At 70.4% G+C, this 6,026-nt stretch carries 6 protein-coding genes and 1 pseudogene; 2 read left to right on the forward strand and 5 right to left on the reverse strand.

Translation table 11 applies throughout. From position 1 onward, the window contains the following. Positions 1 to 33 precede the first annotated feature (33 nt). The 5 genes and pseudogenes from ACTJKJ_RS03075 to ACTJKJ_RS03095 all read right to left on the reverse strand — a co-directional run. Positions 34 to 1,014: an IS110 family transposase gene (locus ACTJKJ_RS03075; RefSeq protein ID WP_440819474.1), complete on the reverse strand. Its 981-nt coding sequence runs from the start codon at positions 1,012 to 1,014 to the stop codon at positions 34 to 36. A gap of 233 nt (positions 1,015 to 1,247) precedes the next feature. Next, positions 1,248 to 1,994, reverse strand: a complete 747-nt coding sequence (locus ACTJKJ_RS03080) for a helix-turn-helix transcriptional regulator (protein WP_440819564.1) — start codon at positions 1,992 to 1,994, stop codon at positions 1,248 to 1,250. Next, complete coding sequence (locus tag ACTJKJ_RS03085; protein ID WP_440819565.1) at positions 1,991 to 3,235, reverse strand: MFS transporter; 1,245 nt, start codon at positions 3,233 to 3,235, stop codon at positions 1,991 to 1,993. Before ACTJKJ_RS03085 ends, ACTJKJ_RS03080 begins: the two co-directional genes overlap by 4 nt. 5 nt (positions 3,236 to 3,240) lie before the next feature. Further along, complete coding sequence (locus tag ACTJKJ_RS03090) at positions 3,241 to 4,113, reverse strand: questin oxidase family protein (RefSeq protein WP_440819755.1); 873 nt, start codon at positions 4,111 to 4,113, stop codon at positions 3,241 to 3,243. A gap of 42 nt (positions 4,114 to 4,155) precedes the next feature. Then, a pseudogene (locus tag ACTJKJ_RS03095) lies at positions 4,156 to 4,563 on the reverse strand (VOC family protein); the annotation flags it as partial. Positions 4,564 to 4,675: 112 nt separating this feature from the next. On the opposite strand from ACTJKJ_RS03095, the gene ACTJKJ_RS03100 reads away from it, so the two are divergent. Next, a complete protein-coding gene (locus tag ACTJKJ_RS03100; protein WP_091723514.1) occupies positions 4,676 to 5,152 on the forward strand; it encodes a protein-tyrosine phosphatase family protein in 477 nt (158 codons plus the stop codon). 32 nt (positions 5,153 to 5,184) lie between these two features. Then, positions 5,185 to 5,844 carry an RluA family pseudouridine synthase gene (locus tag ACTJKJ_RS03105; protein WP_440819566.1) on the forward strand — a complete coding sequence of 220 codons (660 nt, stop codon included), beginning with the start codon at positions 5,185 to 5,187 and terminating at the stop codon, positions 5,842 to 5,844. Positions 5,845 to 6,026: the final 182 nt, after the last annotated feature.

A 6,026-nucleotide genomic window follows, 5' to 3' on the forward strand; every position in this document is an offset into this window, starting at 1 on the left:
GGGAGAGCAACTGTGTTCCAAGTCAAGCGCTAATCAGGCTAGCGCGGGCTGTGGATAAGAGGGCTGCCAAGCGGTGCCGGACTTGATGACGGCGTTGATGATGGTGAGCAGCTTGTGCATGCAGGCGGTCAGCGCCACCTTCTTAGGCTTGCCCGCTTGCACCAGTCGTTCGTAGAAGCTCCTGAGGACAGGGTCATAACGCACAGCGCTGAGCGAAGCCATGTACAGCGCCGAACGGACATTGGCCCGTCCACCCCAGGTGGAGCGCCGACCCTTGAATGTGCCGCTGTCGTTGTTCAACGGCGCCACACCCACGAGTTTGGCGATCTCGCGTCGCTTGAGTTGGCCGAGTTCGGGCAGCGCAGCCATCAGCATCGCTTGTGTGCCTGGCCCCACTCCCTTGAGCCCTTTGAGCAACTCCAGCTTGTCCTTGAAGTGCTCCTTCAGGAAGCCGCCCGCATCGTCATCGATCTTTCCGATTTGGTGGTCCAGCATCTTCAGAATGGTGCGAATGCTCTTGCGCTGCGACGCGTGCATGCTCGCCAATCGGTTGTGCTCAGCCACCCGCATGGCCACGAGCTGACTGCGCCGCGTCACCATGGCTAGCAGTGTCTCCTGCGCGTCCGTGGGCAGTTTGTAGAGCAGTCGCTCGCGCCGGTCGCTGGCATGCAGCGTGCGCGCAAACTGCGACAGCATCTTCGCGTCCGTGCGGTCCGTCTTGGCCAGGTAGCCCATCGCTTTGGCGAAGTCATGCGCCTGGCGCGGATTGATCACCATGACGGCCAAACCATGCGCGCACAGCATCGCCGCCGCCGGCTGCTCCAGCCCACCGGTGGCTTCCAGCAGAACGACTCCCACGCGCTCGCGCATCTCAGTGAGCATCGCCAACAGCGACTTCAAACCGGGCTCATCGTTGCTGAAGGTCTGCGTCTTGTCCCTGTCATTCAAGGCCACCTCAAGCGTGGCTTTGGAAACATCGATACCAACAAAAATCAGTTCAGGTGCGCCTGCCATTTCCCATCCTTGCAAATTCGAGGTCCGAGCACGCCAGTGCATGTCGGCCGTCCAGCAACTGTTCGGGCTTGCTCAACAGACGGCCAGTCGTCCACGCCAAATGCTCTCCCACGGGCTAGGTATCCCAGAGGGCAGACGGGCTGTGGACAACTGCCAAAACAAACCTGTGTGTACTCTCAAAACGAAAGATACAAGGGCGGGGGTGAGGGCCGACAGCCGTGGCAGTCTTCAGATCAATCCGCCGCGACCTCTTCCTTGACCGCCTTGATCCGATACGCGCAGCGCCGCGCGCCGGCCAGCAGATGCTCGGTGCGCTCGACCGCGAGCGCCGGTCCCAGGCAGCGCTGGAACAGCGCCAGTTCCGAGCGGCAGAACCCCTGGCAGCTCCGCGCCGCGGCGCAGATGGGGCAGTGGTCCTCCACCAGCAGCCAGTCGCGGCCCGCGCGCTCGGCGCGCGCCATGTAGCCCTCCTCCGCACGCAGCCGGGCGAGCTCCCGGACCTTGTCGCCGGTCGTGCGGCAGCGCGCGAGCGCGGCGCGATAGCGTTGTTCGCTGTCACGCTCGCGGGCGGAGATCAGCCGGTCCAGCCCCGCCTCGCCAAACACCGCGCGCGCCTGCTGGATCAGTTGCAGCGTCAGGTCGGCATGTCGATCAGGAAAGCGACCGTGCCCGGTCTCCGTCAAGGCCCAGAGCTTGCGCGGCCGCCCCGGCCGCGGCGCGGCGCCCGGCTCGTCGGTGCCGCTGCCCTCAACGCCGCGAAGGGTCCCGGCCATGCCCTCGCCCTCCTCCACGCCCTCGCCGAACGACCGCATGTCGCGGCGCTCGTCCCGCGCATCGACCAGCCCCTGCTCCTGGAGCCGCGCGAGCAGCTTGTGCGCGCCCATCGGCGTGATCGCCAGCGCCGCCGCCAGCGCGGCCGCCGGCTGCGGGCCGCGGCTCTTGAGCTCGAACAGCAGCCGGTCCTCGTTGCCCTGGCTCATGAATGGCGCCTCGCGAAGCGGATGAAACCGATCGCCGCCAGCAGGCAGGTCGCACCGCCCAGCAGCATGATCCAGCGCGCCGAGAGCATCCCGAGCGCGCCGCCGATCAGCGCGATCAGCGTGTTGGACAGGCAGAACACCGTCGTCAGCAGCCCCATCACGCGGCCCTGGCCATGCGCGGCGAAGCGCTCCGACATCCACGCCGGCATCAGCGCGTTGTAGAACGACAGCGGCACGCCCAGCAGCGGGATCAGCGCCAGCCCCAGCCACGACGGCGCCAGGCTCAGCGCCAGCAGCCCGATCGCCGCCACCACCGCGAAGCGCGCCGCGCGATGCAGCGGCGTCGGCCCCGAGCCGATGCGGGCCGCGAAGAGGCTGGCCGCGGTCATCGCGGCGCATTGCACCGCCGTGACCAGCGCGATCCCGCGGCTGCCCAGCCCGGCCTGCTGCAGCATCCACAGCGGCGCGAACTCGTACAGCGCATTGACCCCCAGCGTGTAGGCCAGCTGCAGCAGCGCCAGATGCCGCAGCACCGGGTCCTGCACCACCAGCCCCAGCGACTGCTGGCGCCGCATCGCCGCCAGCAGGCCGCCCTGCGGCCGTGCCGCGGGCCGGTCATCCGGCAGCCCGACGCCCAGCAGCACCAGGCAGGGCACCAGCACGACCGCGGCGACGATGAAGGGCACCGCCTCGCCCCAGGGCAGCGTCAGCCCGCCCAGCAGCGGGCCGACCAGCCAGCCGATGTAGAGGCTCGCGTTGAGCCAGGCGAAGCTGCGGGTGCGCTCCAGCTGCGGATGCCAGTCCGCCAGCAGCGCCCGCACCACCGCGACGTTGCCCTCGGTCAGCCCGGTCGCGAAGCGCGACAGCACGAACAGCGGATAGTCCCGCGAGGCCAGCGCGAAGGCGCTCAGTCCGTAGCCGACCAGCGTCGCGGTGATGGTGATGCCGAGCACGCGGCGGCGCCCGTAGCGGTCGGACATCGGCCCCACGAACAGGCTGCCGACGAGGATGCCGGCGGGATTCACGGCCAGCGCCAGGCCCATCAGCAGCTCGGGCCGCAGGCCGAGGAAGTGGGTGAAGTCGTCCACCGGTCCGCCGACGAAGATCGGCGCCAGGATCGGATACGGCAGCGCGACGCCGGCGGTGCTCATCAGCGCGAGCGCGCAGACGGCCCAGAGCAGCAGGTGCGGATGGCGCAGCGGCGCCGGCGAGGCGGAAGGGGGCGCGGACGAAGACAGCACGGCGCTCATTGTGCGGCCCCTTCCCGGCGCAGGCACAAGGCATAGCCGGGCCAGCCGCGATGGCGCCACTCCTCGCGGGCGGCGTCGGCGACCTTGATGCGGTGATCGTTCATGGATCCCTGCAGCGCGGGCAGCTCGCGCGTCCAGTCGTCCTCGGACGCGCTGCCCGCATGCACCAGCGCCCAGGCCGGCGCCGGCCGCAGGTCCGACAGATAGGTGCCCAGCCAGGCCCGCCAGACGCTGCGCAGGACCTGGCCTTCGTCGACCACCAGACCGCGCGAGGCCGCCGCCGCCAGCAGCACCCGCAACGCATGGGTGCCGGTCACCAGGTGCAACGCGGCGAACTGGTGCCGCGCCAGGTAGACCGCCAGCGAGGCCTCGGCCAGATCGTCCAGCGTCAGGCGCGGACGCTCGACGTAGGCCGCGAAGCCGGGCAGCGCCGCCGCGTGCTGCATGCGGGTCGTGATCAGGCTGCCCGGCATCGCCGGCATGGCCATCGCCGGATCGGCGCGCACCGCGTCGATCACGTCGCGCAGGCGCGCGCTGCCCTGGCCCGTGGGCACCGGCGCGCCGAGCGGCGAGGTCAGTCCGACCGTCGTCCGCAGCGCCGCGTCCAGTTCCTTCGCATGCCCCGACTGCAGCGCGTAGGCCAGCCGGATCGCCACATGAAAGGCCTGCGCCTCGGGTGCGTCCAGCACGCGCAGCAAGGCCTCCTCCACCGTCGGGGCGGGCATGTCGTCCGCCACGGCAGGGCGCGACAGCGGCGCCCAGTGGTCGATCTGCCGCTGCAGCGCCGCGCGCGGCGCGCCGAGCCGCGCCAGCGCGCCCAGCGCCATCGGCAAATGGTTGAACAGCGGCATCGCCTCGGTGCCGTACATCGGGCCGAAACGGACCGACTGGTCCAGCGCCTCGTGCAGGCTCGCCGGCCAGGGCGGCCCCTTGAGCTCGAGCTCGTTGTCGTCCGGATCGAACAGGTACAGCGACGGGCCGTCGCCCTCGGCACCGTAGCGCGAGCCGTAGGCATCGACGCGCACGCCGCGTTCGGTCAGCCAGCGGCGCAGCGCGGGCTCGTCGAGCGACTCGACGCGCAGGCAGAAGTGGTCGACGTTGCGCCCCTCCGCGCCCGGCCCCGCGCCACCCGCGCTGCCGAGCTTGCCGTCCAGCGGCACCAGGTCGATCAGCTGCGCGCCGGCGCGCAGCTGCACCAGGCCGATCGCGTCCTGGCGGCGCTCGACCGTGCAGCCGAGCAGGTCCACGTAGAAGTGCAGCGACGCGGACAGGTCCCGCACCCGCAGGACGAGGTGGTCGAGGCCCTGGATCTTGATCATGGCGAGCTCCTTGTGCTTGCTGTTGTTGCGTCATGATCGCGCCGCTCGTCGATTTAATAAACAGTTTGTTTATTAACACTCCTCCACGCAGGGAGACCCGACAATCGCGCCCATGGCTTTCCGACCCCTGCCCCTTCCCGATGACGTCCCCGGCCGGCTCTGGCTGCAGTCGATGCCGGGCCGCCGCGAGCCCTGGAGCGCCTTCCTCGACGAGGCGCGGCTGAACCGGCTCGACATGCTGGTCTGCCTCAATCCGCTGGAGGAGGTGGCCGAGCTGTCGCCGGCGTATCACAAGGCGGTCGCGCAGGGCCGGATGCCGTTCCGCTGGCTGCATGTGCCGATGCGCGACTTCGGCCTCGCCGCGGATGCCGCCGCCTTCCGGCAAGGGGTGGAGCAGGTCGCGCAGGGCCTGCGCATGGGCGACCGCGCGCTGCTGCATTGCGCCGCCGGCATGGGGCGCACCGGCACGATGGCCGCCTGCGTGCTCAAGCGCCTGGGCATGCCGGCGGCGGAAGCGCTCGCCGCGGTCAGCGCCGCCGGATCGAATCCCCAATCGGCGCTGCAGTCCGGCTGGATCCACCAGTTCTGACGCGCGCCGGAACCGGCGTCCCGATTCCCCTCATGTCGCCCTTGCCCTCGCCCTTCGCCCACCTCGACCCGCAGGTGCTGCACGCCGACGACCATCTCGTCGTCGTCGACAAGCCGTCGGGCCTGCTGTCGGTGCCGGGTCGCGGCGAGGACAAGCAGGATTGCGCCTGGGCCCGGGTCGCGGCGCGCTGGCCCGATGCGTTGATCGTCCATCGACTGGACCAGTCGACCTCCGGGCTGATCGTCTTCGCCCGCGGCGAGGCGATGCAGCGTGCGCTCAGCGAGGCCTTCGCGGCCCGGCTCGTCGACAAGCGCTACGAGGCCGTGGTGCACGGCCTGGTAGCGCGCGATGCATTCGAGATCGACCTGCCGCTGATCGTCGACTGGCCCAACCGGCCGCGCCAGAAAGTCGATGCCGAGCGCGGCAAACCCAGCCTCACGCGGGTGCGGGTGCTGCATCGCGACCTTGCCTCGGGCACCACGCGCGTCGAGCTGGAGCCGGTCACCGGGCGCTCGCACCAGCTGCGCGTGCACCTGCTGGCCGCCGGCCACCCCATCCTCGGCGACGCGCTGTACGCGCCGCCCGAGGTCCTTGCCCGCGCGCCGCGCCTGCTGCTGCACGCGCGGGACCTGCGCTTGCCGGCGGTGCTCGACGCGCCGCCGCTGTCGCTGCATTCGCCCCCCGCGTTCTGAGCGCCCCTTGCGCCGTCCGACCCAGGAGTCCTCGTCATGTCCGTTTCCCAAAACGCCCCGAACGCCCTCACCGTGATCACCGGCAGTTCCCGCGGCCTGGGCGAAGCGCTGGCGCGCCAGTCGCTAGCGGCCGGTCACCTGGTGGTCGGCATCGCCCGCGGGCGCAGCGAGGCGCTGGAGCG

This window comes from Roseateles sp. 22389 (genome assembly GCF_052044995.1).
In the GTDB taxonomy this organism is placed as follows: Bacteria; Pseudomonadota; Gammaproteobacteria; order Burkholderiales; family Burkholderiaceae_C; genus Roseateles.